Source organism: Streptomyces sp. 2-1 (genome assembly GCF_048564895.1).
In the GTDB taxonomy this organism is placed as follows: Bacteria; Actinomycetota; Actinomycetes; order Streptomycetales; family Streptomycetaceae; genus Streptomyces; species Streptomyces phaeochromogenes.
Map to the genome: position 1 here is coordinate 6,561,356 of NZ_CP183383.1, position 15,886 is coordinate 6,577,241.

15 protein-coding genes are annotated in these 15,886 nt (G+C 69.8%); 8 read left to right on the forward strand and 7 right to left on the reverse strand.

Annotated features, from left to right (window positions below; all coding sequences use genetic code 11):
* Positions 1 to 27: 27 nt before the first annotated feature.
* Positions 28 to 222, forward strand: a complete 195-nt coding sequence (locus tag ACN20J_RS29080; protein WP_189837048.1) for a hypothetical protein — start codon at positions 28 to 30, stop codon at positions 220 to 222.
* Between the two features lie 121 nt (positions 223 to 343).
* Here the strand turns inward: ACN20J_RS29080 and ACN20J_RS29085 are convergent, their stop codons facing one another.
* The 6 genes from ACN20J_RS29085 to ACN20J_RS29110 form a co-directional block, all read right to left on the reverse strand.
* Positions 344 to 772, reverse strand: a complete 429-nt coding sequence (locus ACN20J_RS29085; protein WP_055610980.1) for an MscL family protein — start codon at positions 770 to 772, stop codon at positions 344 to 346.
* A 189-nt stretch (positions 773 to 961) separates the two neighbouring features.
* Positions 962 to 1,513 carry a hypothetical protein gene (locus ACN20J_RS29090; RefSeq protein ID WP_419667169.1) on the reverse strand — a complete coding sequence of 184 codons (552 nt, stop codon included), beginning with the start codon at positions 1,511 to 1,513 and terminating at the stop codon, positions 962 to 964.
* Positions 1,514 to 1,812: 299 nt separating this feature from the next.
* Positions 1,813 to 2,655 carry an S-methyl-5'-thioadenosine phosphorylase gene (locus tag ACN20J_RS29095; protein WP_419667170.1) on the reverse strand — a complete coding sequence of 281 codons (843 nt, stop codon included), beginning with the start codon at positions 2,653 to 2,655 and terminating at the stop codon, positions 1,813 to 1,815.
* Between the two features lie 92 nt (positions 2,656 to 2,747).
* Positions 2,748 to 3,110 (reverse strand): FmdB family zinc ribbon protein, encoded by a 363-nt coding sequence (locus ACN20J_RS29100; protein ID WP_189837050.1) that lies wholly within the window; start codon positions 3,108 to 3,110, stop codon positions 2,748 to 2,750.
* A 68-nt stretch (positions 3,111 to 3,178) separates the two neighbouring features.
* On the reverse strand, positions 3,179 to 4,480 hold the full coding sequence (locus tag ACN20J_RS29105; RefSeq protein WP_419667171.1) for an MFS transporter: 1,302 nt from the start codon (positions 4,478 to 4,480) through the stop codon (positions 3,179 to 3,181).
* Between the two features lie 396 nt (positions 4,481 to 4,876).
* Positions 4,877 to 6,385: a potassium/proton antiporter gene (locus tag ACN20J_RS29110; RefSeq protein WP_361993021.1), complete on the reverse strand. Its 1,509-nt coding sequence runs from the start codon at positions 6,383 to 6,385 to the stop codon at positions 4,877 to 4,879.
* 302 nt (positions 6,386 to 6,687) lie between these two features.
* Here ACN20J_RS29110 and ACN20J_RS29115 point away from each other — a divergent pair, with 302 nt between their 5' ends.
* A complete protein-coding gene (locus ACN20J_RS29115) occupies positions 6,688 to 9,456 on the forward strand; it encodes a penicillin acylase family protein (protein WP_189837052.1) in 2,769 nt (922 codons plus the stop codon).
* A 77-nt stretch (positions 9,457 to 9,533) separates the two neighbouring features.
* Here the strand turns inward: ACN20J_RS29115 and ACN20J_RS29120 are convergent, their stop codons facing one another.
* Positions 9,534 to 10,160: a 5-formyltetrahydrofolate cyclo-ligase gene (locus ACN20J_RS29120; protein ID WP_190229094.1), complete on the reverse strand. Its 627-nt coding sequence runs from the start codon at positions 10,158 to 10,160 to the stop codon at positions 9,534 to 9,536.
* 94 nt (positions 10,161 to 10,254) lie between these two features.
* On the opposite strand from ACN20J_RS29120, the gene galU reads away from it, so the two are divergent.
* The 6 genes from galU to glpR all read left to right on the forward strand — a co-directional run bounded on the left by galU (position 10,255) and on the right by glpR (position 15,852).
* The gene (gene galU, locus ACN20J_RS29125) at positions 10,255 to 11,157 is read left to right on the forward strand and encodes a UTP--glucose-1-phosphate uridylyltransferase GalU (protein WP_361898113.1); all 903 of its coding nucleotides are present in this window, start codon (positions 10,255 to 10,257) and stop codon (positions 11,155 to 11,157) included.
* A gap of 5 nt (positions 11,158 to 11,162) precedes the next feature.
* Positions 11,163 to 12,485 (forward strand): gephyrin-like molybdotransferase Glp, encoded by a 1,323-nt coding sequence (gene glp / locus ACN20J_RS29130; protein ID WP_189837055.1) that lies wholly within the window; start codon positions 11,163 to 11,165, stop codon positions 12,483 to 12,485.
* 63 nt (positions 12,486 to 12,548) lie between these two features.
* A complete protein-coding gene (moaC, locus tag ACN20J_RS29135) occupies positions 12,549 to 13,028 on the forward strand; it encodes a cyclic pyranopterin monophosphate synthase MoaC (protein WP_055615846.1) in 480 nt (159 codons plus the stop codon).
* Positions 13,025 to 13,600, forward strand: a complete 576-nt coding sequence (locus ACN20J_RS29140; RefSeq protein WP_419667172.1) for a MogA/MoaB family molybdenum cofactor biosynthesis protein — start codon at positions 13,025 to 13,027, stop codon at positions 13,598 to 13,600. The genes moaC and ACN20J_RS29140 overlap by 4 nt, the downstream gene beginning before the upstream one ends.
* Positions 13,597 to 14,256 (forward strand): GNAT family N-acetyltransferase, encoded by a 660-nt coding sequence (locus ACN20J_RS29145; RefSeq protein WP_063997313.1) that lies wholly within the window; start codon positions 13,597 to 13,599, stop codon positions 14,254 to 14,256. The genes ACN20J_RS29140 and ACN20J_RS29145 overlap by 4 nt, the downstream gene beginning before the upstream one ends.
* Positions 14,257 to 14,433: 177 nt before the next feature.
* The gene (gene glpR / locus ACN20J_RS29150) at positions 14,434 to 15,852 is read left to right on the forward strand and encodes a gephyrin-like molybdotransferase receptor GlpR (protein WP_419667173.1); all 1,419 of its coding nucleotides are present in this window, start codon (positions 14,434 to 14,436) and stop codon (positions 15,850 to 15,852) included.
* Positions 15,853 to 15,886: the final 34 nt, after the last annotated feature.

Genomic DNA, 15,886 nt, shown 5'->3' on the forward strand with positions numbered 1-15,886 from the left:
CCAGAACCGGCCCCGTACCCTGGACGCATGAGCACTACCCCCGCCCAGCCCCCTCGCCCCGACGCCGAACCACGTGACCCCAAGGCCGCGCTGGTCTTCGACGACCCGCTGAGCCAGCCGTCCGCCGACGACACGGACCGCGGCTGGGGCGAGCGGCCCGCCGGCGACAGCGCGGCGGACCTGGCCCGCTTCCTGGACGAGAAGCCGCCCCACCACATCTGACCCCCGCGCCCCCGCCGAGCGGCAGCCGCGACGCGCCCCCGACGCACGGCCGCAAGCAACACACGGACGACTCTCAACACAACCGTCGCCGCGAATACCGCGGCCAGGACCGCGATCGCGGTTACTGCTCGTTGTGTCCGGAGCCGCGCTGGGCCACCAGGGCGTCGCGGATCTCCTTCAGAACCTCCAGCTCGCTCACCTCGATCACTTCCTGCGTACCCTCCTTCGCCTTCTGGCGGGCCGCCTGCTTGGCGAGGTACTTGGACATCGGCAGCACCATCAGGAAGTACACGACGGCCGCGGTGATCAGGAAGGTCAGCGTCGCGCTGAGGACGCTGCCCCACATGATGGGGATACCGCTCGTCGCGGTCCCCGTCGCCTCGTCGAACCGGCAGGGGTCCTTCAGACACGAGCTGTACTGATTGAGGTCCTTGGTGCCGAAGGCGCCGACCAGCGGATTGATCACGCCCTTCACCACGGAGTTGACGATGTTGGTGAAGGCGGCGCCGATGACCACCGCGACAGCCAGATCGACGACGTTCCCGCGCATCAGGAAGGCCTTGAAGCCGTCCCAGACGCCAGGTTCCTTCTTCTTCTCGCTCACCAGGGAGCCCCTCTTCAGCCGCACAAACTGTGGAATCAACAGCTCCGCAACCTACGTCAGGGCCTGGCAGCGCTGTCCAATTCCGTAACTCCAACGAGGGACTTGACAGCCTGACGACAGCCATCCTGGACATGGTCAGCACAGGGTCACCGCCAACCGCGAGGTCGCGCCGGCCCCGGCCAGCAACGTAGCCGTCCGCCGAGGCACGGAAAGCACGACCAACGCCCCACCCTCCGAGACACTGTCCGGCGACTCAGGCACCTTGGCCACCCGCGCACCACGCGCAACCACATGAGCATCACCAGGCCCCACGGCACCCTGCTCAGCCGCGACAACGTCGACCCGGTCCCCGGCCCTGAGCAACCGCACGGTCGCACCATCGGCGATCCGCACAGGCGCCGCGACCATCTCCACGGGCCGCTCCCGCACGACATCCACCACCGGACGCCCCCGAGGCGCGCCCCGAGCCTCCGCATCTCTCTCCCTCGGCCCGGCCGCCACAAGGGCCACCGCGGTCACAGCGAGACCAACCGCCAAGGCCCGCCTCCGATGCCGAACGAGCCGCCGCACCTGATACCGCCCACTCCGCACCCGCACAGGAGCGAAATGCGGCACCTCACAAGTGCCGGGCACATCCGTGCCCAAAGGACGCGGAAACGAGGAGAGCTGCGACACGGGTACCACCACCAGGGCTCGAGAGATCGGCTTGCACCCCCAGCCTGGGCCCTCCCCCAGAATCCCACCGAGCCCAGTGGACAACCCTCAAACTGTGGACAACTCCCTCACCCGAAGGGAAGGTTCCACCCCGACACCCGCAGCCGACGACGCAAAGGAGCGGGCCGTGCCGGTACGTCGAAAGCCCGCCGCATAGAGCTCCTCCAAAACACGGAACCCTCAAAACCCACAGCCGTACACCCGGCACGCGGCGGGCTCGACGTACCGGCACGGCCCGCGCCCCACACGACCACAAGGCACCCGGCGGCCACCTACGGCAACGCAACCCCCGTATCCATCCCACCCAACGCACTCACGCACAGACAATCCCGAGAAGAGTTCACCGGCAGCCCCGCCACCGCATCGAACAAAACCCCCCGCAGCCGATCCACATTCGCCGCGAACACCTTGAACACCTCGTCGTGCGAGACGCCCTCCCCGCTCTCGGCACCCGCGTCGAGATCGGTGACCAGCGTCAACGACGTATAACAAAGCTCCAGTTCACGAGCGAGTGCCGCCTCCGGATGCCCGGTCATCCCCACCACGGACCACCCCTGCGCCCGGTACCAGAGCGACTCCGCACGGGTAGAGAACCGCGGCCCCTCAATAACGACGAGCGTCCCCCCGTCCACAGCCTCCCAGTCCCGCCCCCGAGCAGCCCGAAGAGCGACCTCCCGCCCGGTGGGGCAGTAGGGATCGGCAAGGGACACGTGCACGACGTTCGGCACGTCACCCCCGGGCAACGGCAACCCGTCGAAGTAGGACTGCGCCCGGGACTGCGTACGGTCCACGAACTGGTCGGGCACGAGCAGCGTCCCCGGCCCGTACTCGGGCCGCAGCCCGCCCACCGCACACGGCCCGAGCACCTGACGCGCCCCGACGGACCGCAGCGCCCACAGATTGGCGCGGTAGTTGATGCGATGCGGCGGCAGATGGTGGCCGCGCCCGTGGCGGGGCAGGAAGGCGACCCGGCGCCCGGCGATCTCACCCAGGAACAGGGAGTCGCTGGGCGCTCCGTACGGCGTGTCCACCTGTATCTCGGTCACGTCTTCGAGGAAGGAGTAGAAGCCCGACCCGCCGATGACGCCGATCTCGACGTTCTCCGTGTTCACCATGAACGGCACCCTAACCGGGCCCGGAAACACCGAAGACCCTGTCGTCGTACGACGACAGGGTCTTCGGCGAAGAACGGTGATTCGCGAGAGCGCTACGCGGCGTTGCTGCTGCCGGAGGACGAACTCGAGGACGACGACTTGGAGCCCGACTTCGAGTCCGAGGACGACTTGGAACCCGAGCCCGACGAGGACGAGGAGTCCGAAGAGGACGACGACTTCGAGTCGGACGATCCGGCAGACGACTTCGAGGCCGGCGCCGGGCTGCTGCTCGACGACGAACCGCGGCTGTCGTTGCGGTAGAAACCGGAGCCCTTGAAGACGATGCCGACCGCGGAGAACACCTTCTTCAGGCGTCCGTCGCAGTTGGGGCACACCGTGAGGGCGTCATCGGTGAACTTCTGCACCGCCTCGAGGCCCTCGCCGCATTCGGTGCACTGGTACTGGTAGGTCGGCACTTGTCTTCCTCCTGGCACTCTCACTCAGTGAGTGCTAACGACGGTCCATAGTGACGTATTCCTCGGGATCAGTCCACTGCCACCGGCACTCGGTGACCCACGCCACGTGCGACGGTCCGGCTCACGACCCGGGGCGAGAGGCGTGAACGCAGGGTCACGAGGGTCGCCAGGGCCAGCAGAGTGCCGCCCATCGGGACGAGGAATCCGGCGCCGTCCCACAGGCGGTCCTCCATCTGCCCGGCGACCGTGACGGCGGCAGCCTGCCCGAGCGCGACCGCTCCGGTGAGCCAGGTGAAGGCCTCGGTCCGGGCGCCCGCCGGCACGAGTCCGTCGACCAGCGTGTAGCCGGTGATCAGGGCGGGCGCGATGCACACACCGACGAGGAGACCGATCCCCGCGAGGACGACGACCGACTGGGCGGCCCACAGCCCGGAGGCGGCCACTCCGAGAGCGGCGTAAGCGACGACGAGGCGGCGGCGCGGGGCGACCTTCCAGGCGATCGCGCCGCAGACGACGCCGGAGAGCATGTTGCCCGCGGCGAAGGTCCCGTACAGGACACCGTTGAGCCCGGGCTCGCCGATGGATTCGCTGAACGCGGCGAGCGAGACCTGCATGCCGCCGAACACGGCGCCGATACCGAGGAAGGCCACGATCAGCACCCGCACACCGGGTACGGACAACGCGGAGGCGGGCTTCACGCGCGCGTGCCCGTCGACACCGGCGTCGGCACCCACGGCCGGCTGGGTGCCGCGCTGGGCGGCGAACAGCAGACCGCCGACCAGGGTCAGCGCGGCCTCGGTGAGCAGCCCCGCGGCCGGGTCGACGGCGGTGCACAGCGCGGTGGCGAGCAGCGGCCCGAACACGAAGGTGAGCTCGTCGGTGACGGACTCGAAGGCCGCCGCGGTGGTCATCAGGGGCGAGTCCTGGAGCTTGACGCCCCAGCGGGCCCGCACCATGGGCCCGATCTGCGGCACCGAGGCGCCTGTCGGCACGGCGGCGACGAAGAGCGCCCACAGGGGTGCGTCCGCGAGGGCCAGGGCGGTCAGGGAGAGCCCCGCCAGCGTGTGGACGAGGACGCCGGGCAGCAGCACGGCCCGCTGGCCGTGACGGTCGGCGAGACGGCCGGTGAAGGGCGCGAACAGTGCCAGGGAGACACCGGTCACGGCGGCGACGGCGCCGGCGGCCCCGTACGAGCCGGTGGTGTGCTGGACGAGCAGGACGATGGAGATGGTCAGCATCGCGAACGGCTGCCGCGCGGCGAAGCCGGGAAGCAGGAACGTCCACGCGCCGCGCGTACGCAGCAGCTGTCCGTATCCGGGGCGGGAGGAGACAGGAGTCCCGGGGGACTCCGAGGTGACCGTGGATGCCACGGCCCGTGCCTTTCTGCCGCCTGGTAGCGCGACCCCTTGTACGGGGCTGGAGGCGCCGAGAGCTGTCCTCTTGCGCGGAACTGCGGTAGATGCCGGGCCGCCCGCCAGAGAGGGCACCGCGGCCGCCATACGGTCGCGCCAGCTCTGCGTCAGGCAGAGTTGGTTAGATCAAGATGCGCCTTGATGATACAGGCTCAAGCGGCTCTGCCCCTGTGAAACCTGGCACTCTCCCGTCCGGGACCTGCGAATGCTTGCGAGCCACGAAGCCGAGGCGAGAGGCCGAGGCGCGAAGCCAAGCCACGAAGCCAAGCCGCGAGGTCGAGCCACGAAGCCGAGAGCCCAAGGCGCCGCGCAGCCGAGCCACGAATCCAAGCCACGAAGCCGAGCCGCCAACGCTCACCCCTCCGCCCCGTTCCCACCAGTCCCCAGCCACCCCGCCAGCTTGCCCCCCTGACCCACCGCCCGCAGCCGCTGCTCGGCCGCGTCCCGGACGGGATCGGTGGCCACCACGAGCAGTTCGTCACCGCGCCGCAGCACGGTCGTGGGAAGCGGAACGAACGATTCTCCACCGCGGACGACCAGCGTGACGGCGGCCCCCGCGGGCAGCCGCAGCTCGTTGATCTCGACGCCGTGCATCTTCGACCCCTCCGGGATCGCGACGGACAGCAGATGCCCGCGCAGCCGCTCCAGGGGCGCCGACTCGATCCCCAGGTCGGCGGTCTCCGAGGGGGCCTTGGAGACGCCCAGTTTCCGGGCCATCCAGGGGAGCGTGGGCCCCTGGACGAGGGTGTAGACGACCACAAGGACGAACACGATGTTGAAGATGCGACGGCTTTCCTCGACGCCGCTCACCATCGGGATCGTGGCCAGGATGATGGGCACCGCGCCACGCAGCCCGGCCCACGACATCAGGGCCTGCTCCTGCCAGCGCATGCGGAACGGCGCCAGCGCCACCACGACGCTCAGCGGCCGCGCCACCATGGTCAGCACCAGCCCGATGACGAGCGCGGGCCAGATGTCGTCGCCCATCTCGTGCGGGGTGACCAGCAGCCCGAGCAGCACGAACATGCCGATCTGGGCGATCCAGCCGAGCCCGTCGGCGAAGCCGCGCGTGGCGGGCCAGTGCGGCAGCTTCGCGTTGCCCAGCACCATCGACGCCAGATACACGGCGAGGAAGCCGCTGCCGTGGGCCAGCGCCCCGGCCGCGTACGCCGTGACCGCGATCGCCATCACCGCGATCGGGTAGAGGCCGGAGGCGGGCAACGCCACATGCCGCAGTCCGTACGCCCCCAGGAAGCCCACCGCGAGGCCGATGGCCGCTCCGATGGACAGCTCCAGCGCTATCTCGCCGAGCAGGTGGTACCAGTGCTCCACCGGGCCGGCCATGGAGAACGAGACGACGAGGATGACCACCGGGGCGTCGTTGAAGCCCGACTCGGCCTCCAGGATGCCCGTCACGCGCGCGGGGAGGGGCACTTTCCGCAGCACGGAGAAGACCGCCGCCGCGTCCGTCGAGGACACCACCGCGCCGATGATGAGCGCCTGCCGCCACTCCAGCCCGATCAGGTAGTGGGCCGCTGTCGCGGTGATGCCGACGCTCACCGAGACGCCGACCAGCGCCAGTGAGGAGGCAGCCGGCAGCCCGGGCCTGATCTCCTTCCACTTCGTGCCGAGGCCGCCCTCGGCCAGGATCACGACCAGGGCCGCGTACCCGATGACCTGGGTCAGTTCGGCGCTGTCGAAGTGGATGTCGCCGATGCCGTCCTGGCCCATGGCGACGCCGATGCCCAGGTACACGAGCAGGCTGGGGAGCCCGCTGCGCGACGAGATCCGAACCGCTGCCACCGCGACGAGCAGAACGAGCGAGCATACGAGCAGGAGCTGGTTGAGGTGGTGGACAGTCAGCGGCTGTTCCCTTCTCGCCGTTCCGGGTGGATCACTTTGACCAGTTGGACCGCTTCGGTCGGTTGGATCACCGTGCTGGGTGCAACCGTGGCCGTTCGGCCGGCCCGACGGTTCAACTACTTCGTTACCTTACCTAACTCTTGACGCTTTCTTGACACTCGGCAAGGCAAGATCGAACTCCCGTCCGCCCGGGTACCCGACTCCGCGTCAAGCCCGAGTTGGCCCTGCGCCTATGGTTGCTCCAGCGCTCAGTCAAATGGACAAGCCCGCCTGCCGCTCGCGTGAGGACAGCAAGGACAGCGATGCCCCCCAACACCACCGCATCTTCCGGTCAAAAGCCCGGCAAGTCCGGCAGGAAGAAGGGGCGCAGAGCCCGTCTGATCCTGATCGTCCTGGTTCTGGCCATCATCGGCGGCATCGCCTACGGGTCGTTCTGGAGCATCAGCACCGTCCGCGCCTCCTTCCCCCAGACCAAGGGTTCCATCTCCCTCGACGGTCTGTCGGGCCCGGTGAACGTGAAGCGCGACAGCTACGGGATCCCGCAGATCTACGCCTCGACCGACGAGGACCTGTTCATGGCGCAGGGCTACGTCCAGGCGCAGGACCGGTTCTACGAGATGGACGTACGCCGTCACATGACGGCCGGCAGGCTCTCCGAGATGTTCGGCGAGAGCCAGGTCGACGAGGACGAGTTCCTGCGCACGCTCGGCTGGGACCGGGTCGCGGAGAAGGAGTACAAGACCAAGCTCTCCGCGGAGACGAAGAAGTACCTGCAGGCCTACGCCAAGGGGGTCAACGCGTACCTGAAGGGCAAGGACGGCGCGGACATCTCCCTGGAGTACGCGGCCCTCGGTTTCCGCAACGACTACAAGCCCAAGGACTGGACCCCGGTCGACTCGGTGGCCTGGCTCAAGGCGATGGCCTGGGACCTGCGCGGCAACATGCAGGACGAGATCGACCGCTCCCTGATGACCAGCCGCCTGGGACCGAAGCAGATCGCCGACCTGTACCCGCAGTACCCGTACGACCGGAACAAGCCGATCGTGCAGGAGGGTCAGTACAACAGCGTCACCGGGGACTACCAGCAGGGCAGCGACACCAGTACCGGCACCGGTACCGGCGGTACGCAGTCCTCGGCGGGCACCGGGCTCGCGAACAACGCCGAGGCCCCCTCCGGGCTGCAGAGCCAGCTGTCGGGCCTCTACAAGGTGCTCGACGGCGTCCCTGAGGCCGTCGGCGTGAACGGCAACGGCATCGGCTCGAACTCCTGGGTGGTCAAGGGCACCCACACCATCACCGGCAAGCCGCTGCTCGCCAACGACCCGCACCTGTCGCCCTCGCTGCCGTCCGTCTGGTACCAGATGGGCCTGCACTGCACGGGCATCTCCGAGAAGTGCCAGTACGACGTCTCCGGGTACACCTTCGCGGGCATGCCGGGTGTGGTCATCGGCCACAACAAGAACATCGCCTGGGGCATGACCAACTCCGGGGCCGACGTCACCGACCTGTACCTGGAGAAGCTCACCGGGAACGGCTACGAGTACGACGACAAGGTGAAGGCCTTCACCACCCGCGAGGAGAAGATCAACGTCGCGGGCGGCGATTCCAAGACCATCGTCGTCCGGGAGACCAACAACGGACCGCTGCTGTCCGACCGCAACGACGAGTTGGTGAAGGTCGGCAAGAAGGCCACCGTCGACAGCGCGGCACCCGACCGCGGCGACGGCTACGGCATCTCCCTGCGGTGGACCGCCCTGGACCCGGGCAACTCGATGGACGCCGTGTTCGCGATGAACAAGGCCACCGACTGGACGGAGTTCCGCAAGGCGGCCACGCTCTTCGACGTGCCCTCGCAGAACCTGACCTACGCGGACACCGACGACAACATCGGCTACCAGCTGCCCGGCAGGATCCCGATCCGCGGTGAGGGCGACGGCTCGCTCCCCTCGCCCGGCTGGGACTCCAAGTACCGCTGGACCGGCTACATCAAGCAGGCCGAGCTGCCCTACGAGTACAACCCCAAGCGCGGCTACATCGTGACCGCCAACCAGGCCGTCATCGACAAGGACAAGTACCCCTACACGCTCACCACGGACTGGGGCTACGGAACGCGCAGCCAGCGGATCGCCGACCTCATCGAGTCGAAGATCAAGGGCGGCGGCAAGATCTCGACCGACGACATGCGGCAGATGCAGCTCGACAACAGCAGCGAGATCGCCAAGCTCCTGGTGCCCAAGCTGCTCAAGATCGACGTGGCCGACAAGAACGTCCGTGAGGCGCAGAAGCTCCTGGAGGGCTGGAACTACACCCAGGACGCCGACTCGGCCGCCGCGGCGTACTTCAACGCGACCTGGCGCAACATCCTCAAGCTCGCCTTCGGCAACAAGCTGCCCAAGGAGCTGCGGGTCGAGGGCCAGTGCCTGAACGTCGAGCCGGTGGACTCCACCGGTCCCGCCGACGAGGACCGGCGGGTGCGCGAGTGCGGTCAGCGCGAGGCCGACAGCGCGCAGCCGGACGGCGGCGACCGCTGGTTCGAGGTGGTCCGCAAGATCCTCGACGACGAGGACAACGACTGGTGGTCGGCGCCCGCGACGCGCACCGACCCGGCCGTCGACACCCGTGACGAGCTCTTCAAGCGGGCCCTCACGGACGCCCGCTGGGAGCTGACCGCCAAGCTGGGCAAGGGCATCGACACCTGGAGCTGGGGCCGCCTGCACCGGCTCTACCTGAAGAACCAGACCCTGGGCCTCGAAGGTCCCGGATTCCTGAAGTACATGCTCAACCGCGGCCCGTACAACATGAGCGGCGGCGAGGCGGCGGTGAACGCCACCGGCTGGAACGCCGCGGGCGGCTACACCGTGGTCTGGGTGCCCTCGATGCGCATGGTGGTGAACCTGGAGGACTTCGACAAGTCGAAGTGGATCAACCTCACCGGCGCCTCCGGGCACGCCTACAGCGCCCACTACGTCGACCAGACGGGCAAGTGGATCGACGGCGAGCTGCTGCCCTGGGTCTCCACGGAGCGGGAGGTCGACGCGAAGACGTCGGACACGCTGGTCCTGAAGCCCTGAGCACCACATGAGAACGGCCCTCCACGCGCGCGTGGAGGGCCGTTTCGCGCATCGGGGCCCTGGGGAGCGGTCGGCCGCTACGGAGAGGGCCGGCGGAAGCGGTGCACTCCCGAAGGGGTCACCACCGCGTGCACCGGCCGGTCGTGCGGCTCCTCGGGGACGCGGTCGACCACTTCGGAGTCGTACAGCAGCACCACCAGGGCCGGATCCGCGCCCGCCCGGTCGAGCCGCGCCAGCACCCGGTCGTACGATCCGCCGCCGCGGCCGAGCCGCATCCCGCGCGCGTCGACGGCCAGGCCCGGCAGCAGCACGGCGTCGGCCGTGAGCACGGCGTCCGGGCCCAGACGCTCGCCCGCGGGCTCCAGGAGGGCCATCTTTCCCCGGTGTTGTACGGAGACGAGCGAGCCCTCTCCGGCGTACGCGCCCCAGTCCAGGTCGTTGTCCGTGAGCAGCGCCGGGAGCAGGACGCGCACGCCGCGCGCGTGGAGTGCGTCGAGGAGCGCACGGGTGCCCGGTTCGCTCCCCACGGACACGTAAGCTGCCACCGTGCGCGCGTGCGCCAGTTCGGGCAGCTCCAGGGCGCGGGCGGCGAGTGCGGCCCCGGTCTCCCGCACGTCATCGGCCGTATACCGGCTTCTCACCGTGAGGAACTCTCGCCGCAACACTCGCTTGCCAGACTCGGGTTCGGGTCCCAGGTGACTCATAGGCTTGTTCCGTACCCTTCATAATGCGCTCATATGAGAGCGAATTAACCGGAGCCACAGATTCCATACAAAGGCACCGGATATGGTGTCGGGCATGACTCAGGCACACCCCAGGATCAGCAAGGCTGTCATCCCCGCAGCAGGCCTCGGAACCCGGTTCCTGCCGGCCACCAAAGCCACTCCCAAGGAGATGCTGCCGGTCGTCGACAAGCCGGCGATCCAGTACGTGGTCGAGGAGGCCGCGTCCGCGGGCCTCGATGACGTCCTCATGATCACGGGCCGCAACAAGCGGCCCCTCGAGGACCACTTCGACCGCAACTACGAGCTGGAATCGGCCCTTCAGAAGAAGGGCGACGCCGACCGGCTCGCCAAGGTGCAGGAGTCCAGCGACCTCGCCACCATGCACTACGTCCGCCAGGGCGACCCCAAGGGCCTCGGCCACGCCGTGCTCTGCGCCGCCCCGCACGTCGGCCACGAGCCCTTCGCCGTGCTCCTCGGCGACGACCTGATCGACCCGCGCGACCCGCTGCTCAAGCGCATGGTCGACGTGCAGGAGCAGTACGGCGGCAGTGTGATCGCGCTCATGGAGGTCGCCCCCGAGCAGATCCACCTCTACGGCTGCGCGGCCGTCGACCCCACCGACGACGGTGACGTCGTCAAGGTCCACGACCTGGTCGAGAAGCCGGCCGCCGCCGACGCCCCGAGCAACTACGCGATCATCGGCCGGTACGTCCTCGACCCGCACGTCTTCGACATACTGCGGGAGACCGAGCCCGGCCGCGGCGGCGAGATCCAGCTCACCGACGCCCTCCAGCAGCTCGCCGCCGACGAGAAGGTCGGCGGCCCGGTGCACGGCGTGATCTTCAAGGGCCGCCGTTATGACACCGGTGACCGCGGCGACTACCTGCGTGCCATTGTCAGACTCGCGTGCGAACGTGAAGACCTGGGCCCGGACTTCCGGACCTGGCTTCGCAGTTACGTCACCGAGGAGATGTAAGCAACTTGAGCAGCGCCGCGGCCCGCGTCACCGGCCAGGACCACCTCTGGTCGGTGTCCGAGCACCTGGAGGACATCCTCGCGACCGTCCGCCCCCTCGAAGCCATCGAGCTGCAGCTCCTCGACGCCCAGGGCTGCGTCCTGGTCGAGGACGTCACGGTGCCGGTCTCCCTGCCGCCGTTCGACAACAGCTCGATGGACGGGTACGCGGTCCGGGTCGCCGATGTCGCGGGCGCGAGCGAGGAGTACCCGGCCGTGCTCACGGTCGTCGGTGACGTCGCGGCGGGCGAGTCCGAGCTGCTCCACGTGGGACCCGGCCAGGCCGCCCGCATCATGACGGGCGCCCCGCTGCCGCCCGGCGCCGAAGCCGTCGTCCCCGTGGAGTGGACCGACGGCGGCCTCGGCGAGGGCCCCGTCTCCGGGATGCGCGCCCGCAGCGCGTCCCCCGAGGGCGCCTCCGGCCAGGTCCACGTCCACCGCTCGGCACCGGCACGCGCGCACGTGCGTGCCAAGGGCAGCGACGTGAAGGCCGGCGACCGCGCCCTCTCCGCGGGCACCGTCCTCGGCCCGCCGCAGATCGGCCTGCTCGCCGCGATCGGCCGGGGCACCGTCCGGGTGCGCCCGCGCCCGCGCGTGGTCGTCATGTCCACCGGCAGCGAACTGGTCCAGCCCGACGAGCAGTTGGGCACCGGCCAGATCTACGACTCCAACAGCTTCGCGCTGTGCGCCGCCGCCCGTGACGCCGGCGCGATCGCCTACCGCGTGGGCGCGGTCGCCGACGACGCCGAGACACTCCGTGCCACCATCGAGGACCAGCTCATCCGCGCCGACCTCGTGGTCACCACGGGCGGCGTCAGCGTCGGCGCGTACGACGTCGTCAAGGAGGCCCTGTCCTCGGTCGGCGACGAGGACGAGGCGGGCAGCGGCATCGAGTTCCGCAAGCTCGCCATGCAGCCCGGCAAGCCCCAGGGCTTCGGTTCCATCGGCCCCGACCACACCCCGCTGCTCGCGCTCCCGGGCAACCCCGTGTCGTCGTACGTGTCCTTCGAGCTGTTCGTGCGCCCCGCGATCCGCACCCTGATGGGCGTCGACGACATCCACCGGTCCATGACCAGAGCGACCCTCCGCACGGACAAGGCGCTCACCTCGCCCGCCGGACGCCGTCAGTTCCTGCGCGGACGGTACGCGGACGGGGAGGTCACCCCCGTCGGCGGCGCCGGATCCCACCTGATCGCGGCCCTCGCGCACGCGAACGCGCTGATCGTCGTCCCCGAGTCCGACGAGTCCGTGGAGCCCGGCACCGAGGTCGACGTGGTCCTCCTCGGCTGAAGGCCCCGACTTGGGGGTACCGTGTCGCGCACAACAGGCCCGACCGGGAGCGCCCCAGCCATCATGAGTACGCAGGACCGACTGACCCACATCGACGAGGCGGGTGCCGCCCGCATGGTGGATGTGTCCGAGAAGGACGTGACCGCCCGCACGGCCCGCGCCAGCGGTCGAGTCCTCGTCTCGCCCCGCGTGATCGAGCTGCTGCGCGGCGAGGGGGTCCCCAAGGGCGACGCCCTCGCCACCGCGCGTATCGCGGGCATCATGGGCGCCAAGCGCACACCGGATCTGATCCCGCTCTGTCATCCGTTGTCGGTGTCGGGTGTCAAGCTTGATCTGTCGGTCGCGGACGACGCCGTCGAGATCCTGGCCACCGTGAAGACCACCGACCGCACGGGCGTCGAGATGGAGGCCCTCACCGCGGTCAGCGTCGCGGCTCTCACCGTGATCGACATGGTCAAGGCGGTAGACAAGGGGGCGGTCATCACGGACGTGCGCGTGGAGGAGAAGACGGGCGGCAAGTCGGGCGACTGGAGCCGGGCATGACGGCGGGACCCGAAGGGCCCTCGGGACCCGCGGCACCGGCCGAGCCGCCGATCGGCGGCGCGCTGACCGCTCCGTACAGCGCCCTCGTGGTGACGGCCTCCAACCGCGCGGCGGCGGGTGTCTACGAGGACCGGGGCGGGCCCCTGATCGCGGAGGGGCTCCAGAAGTTCGGCTTCGCGGTCGACGGGCCGTGGGTGGTCCCCGACGGCGACCCCGTCGAGAACGCCCTGCGGGTGGGCGTCCGGGCCGGGTACGACGTCATCGTGACCACCGGCGGCACGGGCATCTCACCCACCGACGGCACCCCGGAGGCCACGCGGAAGGTGATCACGTACGAGGTGCCGGGCATTCCCGAGGCCATCAGGGCGTTCGGAAGGGAGAAGGTGCCCACGGCGGCCCTCTCCCGGGGGCTCGCCGGGGTCGCGGAGGGCACACTGATCGTGAACCTTCCTGGTTCCACCGGCGGGGTGCGGGACGGCCTGGCCGTCCTCGAACCCCTCCTGATCCACGCCGTCGACCAGATCCGCGGCGGCGACCACCCCAGACCCAGCGGCAGTGGGGGTGTGAGCTGAACAGCCCATCCTGGCCGGTCGAGCTGGTGGACGGCGATGTGGTCCTCCGGCCCATAAAGCTGCGCGACCAGCGGGCCTGGCGCGATGTGAACCGCCGTAACCGGGACTGGCTGCGTCCCTGGGAGGCGACCATCCCGCCGCCCACGCCCAGCGGGCCGATCGCCCACCGGCCGACCTATCGCCAGATGGTCCGGCATCTGCGCGCCGAGGCGAACTCGGGGCGGATGCTGCCGTTCGTCATCGAGTACCAGGGGCGGCTCGTCGGTCAGTTGACGGTCGCCGGAATCACCTGGGGCTCGATGTGCTCGGGCCATATCGGCTACTGGGTGGACGAGGCGGTCGCCGGTCGCGGAGTGATGCCGACGGCCGTGGCGCTTGTCTCCGACCACTGCTTCCGAACCGTTGGTCTGCACCGCATCGAGGTCTGTATTCGGCCCGAGAACGGGCCGAGCCGACGGGTCGTGGAGAAACTCGGATTCCGTGACGAAGGCCTTCGTCCACGTTATCTCCACATCGACGGCGCCTGGCGTGACCACCTCGTCTTCGCGCTCACGGCCGAAGAGGTGCCCGAAGGACTGCTCGCCCGCTGGCGCCGGACACGCTCGCGGAACACGTCCGAAAACTCACCGCGGGACACCCCTCGGAACACCGCGTAAATGAAATGGGTGTTCGAAAATGATCGGCGATCGACCATCCTCGGGCATTAATTTCACGCCCCTGGCGGCCTGCTGATCGCATCGGTCACAAAAAAAGCTCGAAATATCAGCCAGATCGTGCGACACACCGGCTCAATTGGCAGATGGCCTCACGCAAACCCCTCTACCGTGTGAGGCGTGAGCAGCAGCGGCCTCATCTACGCAGTCATTGTCGGGGCCTGGGCCGCCTACTTGGTGCCTATGTGGCTCCGTAGGCAGGACGAGCTGAATGAGGCCCGTCCGACGGAACGCTTCAGCACCGCCATCCGGCTTCTGTCCGGCCGGGCGGGCATGGAGCGCCGGTACGCCAAGGACCTGCGGGCGCGCTCCACCGAAGAGGGGGAGCACCACGCCGACCCGGACGGCGTCACCGACTCGGTGGACGTCCGGGCCTTCGCCATGCCTCCGACACGTCGCGAGGCACGGGCCGACGTCGACGACGTACGGGATGCACGAGACGTGCGTGACGGACGGGACGTGCGGGACGAAGCGCGGTCCGAGGGGCAGGCGCAGGCGCAGCCCGCTTCGAAGCAGACGCCGAAGCAGGCGCCGAAACGTGCATCGGAGCGCGCATCGGAACAGGCGGCGCGGCAGGCGTCGAGACAGGTGTCCGCGACGGTGCCGAAGCCCGGCTCCCCGGCCGGCCCCGCCCACCCCGCGGCGAAATCCGGCCGTACGGCGGACGGGCGGCCGGTGCCCCGGCAGGGCGCCAAGCCGTCGTCGAACGGAGCGTCCGCGTCGTCCGTGTCCGCCGCGTCGTCCCCCGCGAGGCGGGCCGCGGCCGCGGAGGCGGCAGCGCGCGCCCGGCGCTCGAAGGTACTCGCGCGCCGACGGCGTACGACGGTCATGCTCTTCATGGCCTTCACGCTCGGCGCGATCGTCGCGGCGGTCGGCGGGCTCGCCTTCCTGTGGGCGCCCGGCGTGCCCGCGGTGATGCTGAGCGTCTACATCGCCTATCTGCGCTCCCAGGAGCGGCGGCGCTTCACCTATGTGATGGACCGCAGGCGGGCCGAGGTCGCGGCGCAGCGGCTGCGGGAGCGGCAGCCCAGGCGCCGGCCGCCCACCGACCCGGGCGCCGCGGACGAGCCGGAGGACGGACCCGAGGCCGACACCGATCCCGGTCTGTCCGCGCTCGCCGCCGACCGCCGTGCCCTCGTCGAGCAGACCGACCACGCCGAGTGGGTCGACCAGCAGCGCGAGCGCCGGAGCGGCCCCTCCGGCGGCGACAGCTGGGACCCCGTCCCGGTGCCGCTGCCGACGTACGTGACCGCCCCGGTCGCCCCCCGCGCCACGTCCGACGTCGACCTGGGCGGACCCGACGCCTGGAGCTCGGCCCGGTCCAGCACGGTCGAACCGAACGCCGACTGTTCGGCGGCCGAGGCGGGGGAGGAGCTCGGCGAGTCCTACGTGGACGACTCGGACGACGGGGACGACGCGTCGGACAGCGCCGCGGACGCCCGGCGCGCGGCCTCGGCCCGGCGCGCCCGTGAACGGGGCCGCACGCCTCTCTTCGACCAGTACGAGGACGGCGACCGGCCGCGCGCGGCCAACGAGTGACGATGTCTCAGAAGTCCCGTCGCGGGCCCGCTCC

Coding starts and splice junctions, on each gene's coding strand:
- ACN20J_RS29140 (WP_419667172.1), top strand. CDS start 13,025: ATGACGGCGGGACCCGAAGGGCCCTCGGGACCCGCGGCACCGGCCGAG.
- ACN20J_RS29115 (WP_189837052.1), top strand. CDS start 6,688: ATGCCCCCCAACACCACCGCATCTTCCGGTCAAAAGCCCGGCAAGTCC.
- ACN20J_RS29120 (WP_190229094.1), bottom strand. CDS start 10,160: ATGAGTCACCTGGGACCCGAACCCGAGTCTGGCAAGCGAGTGTTGCGG.
- ACN20J_RS29080 (WP_189837048.1), top strand. CDS start 28: ATGAGCACTACCCCCGCCCAGCCCCCTCGCCCCGACGCCGAACCACGT.
- galU (WP_361898113.1), top strand. CDS start 10,255: ATGACTCAGGCACACCCCAGGATCAGCAAGGCTGTCATCCCCGCAGCA.
- ACN20J_RS29095 (WP_419667170.1), bottom strand. CDS start 2,655: ATGGTGAACACGGAGAACGTCGAGATCGGCGTCATCGGCGGGTCGGGC.
- ACN20J_RS29085 (WP_055610980.1), bottom strand. CDS start 772: ATGCGCGGGAACGTCGTCGATCTGGCTGTCGCGGTGGTCATCGGCGCC.
- moaC (WP_055615846.1), top strand. CDS start 12,549: ATGAGTACGCAGGACCGACTGACCCACATCGACGAGGCGGGTGCCGCC.